Below are 3612 nucleotides of genomic sequence, written 5' to 3'. Positions count from 1 at the left end.
CAACCTAGAATGGGGAACGCTTTTTTACAAGAAATGAAGGCATACGATAAAGAACAAAAGAGAATCCATCACATGAAAAAATCAAAGCCGTTTCAAAAATTTCAACAGAATGTATCTATACAGTATTCCATGAAGAAAGTGGAGCGTGCTTTTAAAAGTGAATATGAAAGTTGGAAAAACCAAAAGTATTATGAGCGGATGCAAAGGGAAAATGCATATGAAAACGAAAGGGGTTAGATTATGGGGAATGAAAAAGTACGAATGAAGTTATCATTGAGTGAAAACGTCCATCATTATGTTCAAGAGTATATGGAGGAAAATAATATTACACATCCTGGTGATGCCATATCTAAAATTTGTATGGAACATCAAGCAGCAAAAAATACAGAATGGTCATTGAATTATATTTCAGAAGTTGTTTCTAAAAATCTTCATGACATATTAAAAAGTGAGTTAACAAAAATTCGTCTGGGTGCAAATAGTGCGGATCGAAATACACAAGTTTTAATTGAATTAATGAATGGATACTTTTTTGCCAATGACTTAGATTTAGAGAGTATTATTACTACGGATAAAATAGAAGTCGGTGGCGTGAAAATGGCAAAGGAAGTCGTAGCGGAACGAATTAGTCATGCGAGACAAAAACGTATAGATCACGAGGCATCAAAGAACAATGTAACATAAGCTACATTGTTCTTTTTTATAAAAAAATAGGAGGTTAGTAGGATGTTGTTATTTCATGAAGATATTGCATTAGGAGTTATTAAAGAAATTGGAGAAGGTGAACTTGTTTTACTTGTAAAAGATGAAGAACTAACAATTGAAATTACAAGAGAACAAGAGGAAGAACTTGCAGTTCATGTTATGAATCAAGAGAATATGTTAGTTCCGGTTAACTTAAAAACACATGCGCTTTTCTTTGATACAACGGAAAGATGGAATGAAGAAGACATGGAGGAATTGCAAAGAGCGAGTGAAAGAATAGGGGAAGATCATGAGTAAAAATTATAAGAAAAAGTATCAAACGAAATCACCAGAGGAAAAGAAAGAAGCGGTGCAAGCTTTAACAAAAAAGATGGAAAAAAGCATAGAAGGCTATTTTCGTACACCGGGAGATTTGAAAGAATATTTATCGTTTATGGCAAAGTTTTATCACTATTCACCATCTAATATTTCATTAATACAGAGTCAATTCGAGGGAGCCAGTGCAGTTGGTTCCTTTTCTTTTTGGAAAGAAAAAGGGTTTGCGGTTAAGAAGGGCGAGAAAGGAATCCAGATCCTTGTTCCAAACAGAACTATAGCGAAGTTTAAAGACAAACAAGGCACTTGGAAAACAGTAACTAAAGCAAATGAGGAAGAGAAAAAACAAATTGAATCTAAAAGCGTAGAAGTGAAACCAGGTCGTTTATATTTTGCTGTCGGTCATGTGTTTGATGCGTCTCAAACGAATGTAAAAGCTGAAGATCTACCACGTATTTTTCCGAATCGTTGGCTAGAAGGAAGCGTAAAAGATTACAAGAGTTTGTACAGAGGGATGGAGGCTGTTGCGGAAAAAAACGGTGTGAAAATTATTGAACCAAAAGCAGAGCTGGGTGTCGCAAAAGGTGTGAGTTATACCTTAACAAAAGAGGTTGCCTTGAATACACGGAACAGTGAATTACAAAATGTAAAAACACTTCTTCACGAGTTGGCACATGCCAAACTTCATACAGCAGAGACACATATGAATTACACAGCGCCAGAAAAAGAGTTTCAAGCAGAAATGACCGCTTATGCAGTTTCTTCTTATTTTGGGATTGATACAAGCGAATATTCTTTGGGGTATTTAGCGAGCTGGACACAAGGAAAAGAAATGAAAGATAAAACGAAGTTGTTAAAAGAAGTACATGAAACTTCAATTGAATTTATTGAAACAATTGAAAGCACGTTGGAAAAAGAAAAAACAAACGAAAAAGGAGTAGATCATATGGCAAAACAAGTGTCTGAAAATAAAGATGGAAATGTAAGAGACAATTTCGAAATTTTAACAGGCATTCAACAAAATGCGCAGCAGCTTATTGATGAAAGGCTAGGATTAAATTTTGAAAAACATTGGGAAAACTATGAAATTCAACTTTCAGAAGATAGTCGTATATTAGAAGAAATAAACCCTAATGTTCGTTTGAATTTAAGGGAAATGGAACAGATCGTTTATGAATTTGGTACAAACAGAGAACAAGATGCACTTAAAAAAATTACAGATACGTTAGAGCCATATTATGAAGCTGATTTGTTAGGAGATAGTTTCAATGATATACCACTTGCTAGGGTTTCGTTAGATCGTGAAAAGAGTTTAAAAGTCGATTGTGTTAATGAGTATGTGAAAGAAAACCAAAAGGATTTTTGGTTTCAAAATTCAGTGAGCCTAGCTTTGAATGTAATTAATCACCGAATTTCAACAGCGCATAAAGAAGTAATGAATAATGATATTGAATATAAAGGACTATATCCAAAAGACGAATCAGAAGTGATTTATTGCCAAGAAACAGGTAAGCCATTACAGCAAAATGAAGAAGTTTTTCATGTTGAGGGTCATGGATATACAGTAGCAGAAGAGGCAAGTTTTAAAGGTCTAGATAAAGAGGATGGGTATTATACAACGATTGAATATGAACATGTAGAAGAAAAAATACTTGCACCAATTGGACTAGAAAAAAACGATCAACCTAGTCTTGTAAATGAAAAACAGAATGAAAAAAATATTTTACTAGTGGAATACATGAGTTTAAGTAATACGACACAAGAGCTTGTTTCTGTTGCAGAGTTAAGGGAACAAGCAGATAAAAATCATGCGTTTGAGCCTGTAAAAGATGCAGGGAAATTGAGTGATAAAGAATTTATTGATGCATTTAACGAGGCGAATCAAGAAAAGTATGCAGCACTTAATCAGAATGAAATTAATCGACCAACTATGCTAGTTCAATGGAGCGACAACGAAACTTTTAAGAATAATCAACTGATCCCATTTGGAGAAGCCAATGAAAAAATGGCTGAAGTCATTGCAAGTATTGAAAAAGCAAGAGAAGAAGCTAAAGAAAGAGGTCAAAGCATCCCTTACGATCAAGCTCGTTATCATATTGCCATTCCAAAAGAAGTTGATAGGGATTTTGGGAGAATGGAGCTTGTGAGTATGGATCGTATGAATATGGGAGATGGGGACTACAAGACACCGTATGAACAAGTATTAAACGAGAAAAGGTATCTATCGGATGAAGTGAAACAATCTTTACGAGATGAGGTAGTGAATCATAGAAATAACAAAGAAATACCGATGGAAAAAGCACAGGAAAGTACATTAGAAAAATCGAAAGACACACCCAATCACTTAGTTACAATTGAAGTATTAGCAAATGGTATGCAAGATGAAGAACTGGCAAGAATCCACATGATGGATGCTGTTACGAAAGATATAAATTATTTGTCTGTATGGAATCAAGATAAAACAAATCGGGACGATTTATATGTTTCCCTAATGGAAAAGAACGGGAAACGAGAAAATGTCTATCTAGATAACATTTTGAAACCAGATTTATATGAAAAGGTTCAAAGTTCTATCTTTGATGGAAGAGGAAA

Annotated in this window: 3 protein-coding genes and 1 pseudogene; all 4 read left to right on the top strand. The window is 34.4% G+C overall.

Features of this window, described 5'->3' with window-relative positions; translation table 11 throughout:
- Nucleotides 1-237, top strand: a pseudogene (locus BWGOE10_RS28755) (hypothetical protein); the annotation flags it as partial.
- A 3-nt stretch (nucleotides 238-240) separates the two neighbouring features.
- Nucleotides 241-684 (top strand): hypothetical protein, encoded by a 444-nt coding sequence (locus BWGOE10_RS28750; RefSeq protein WP_070146071.1) that lies wholly within the window; start codon nucleotides 241-243, stop codon nucleotides 682-684.
- A gap of 42 nt (nucleotides 685-726) precedes the next feature.
- Complete coding sequence (locus tag BWGOE10_RS28745) at nucleotides 727-1002, top strand: hypothetical protein (RefSeq protein ID WP_070146070.1); 276 nt, start codon at nucleotides 727-729, stop codon at nucleotides 1000-1002.
- A partial coding sequence (locus BWGOE10_RS28740; RefSeq protein ID WP_070146069.1) for an LPD25 domain-containing protein occupies nucleotides 995-3612 on the top strand: 2618 nt, incomplete at its 3' end. The genes BWGOE10_RS28745 and BWGOE10_RS28740, both read left to right, overlap by 8 nt.

The sequence above is a fragment of the Bacillus mycoides genome, from assembly GCF_001757995.1.
GTDB classification, from domain to species: Bacteria; Bacillota; Bacilli; order Bacillales; family Bacillaceae_G; genus Bacillus_A; species Bacillus_A mycoides_B.
The sequence above is the reverse complement of the archived record's forward strand: the minus strand, read 5'-3'. Positions and strand labels throughout refer to the sequence as shown.

What these genes read in the sequence shown, in the direction of transcription:
- BWGOE10_RS28750 (WP_070146071.1), top strand. Translation starts at nt 241, where the DNA reads ATGGGGAATGAAAAAGTACGAATGAAGTTATCATTGAGTGAAAACGTC.
- BWGOE10_RS28745 (WP_070146070.1), top strand. Translation starts at nt 727, where the DNA reads ATGTTGTTATTTCATGAAGATATTGCATTAGGAGTTATTAAAGAAATT.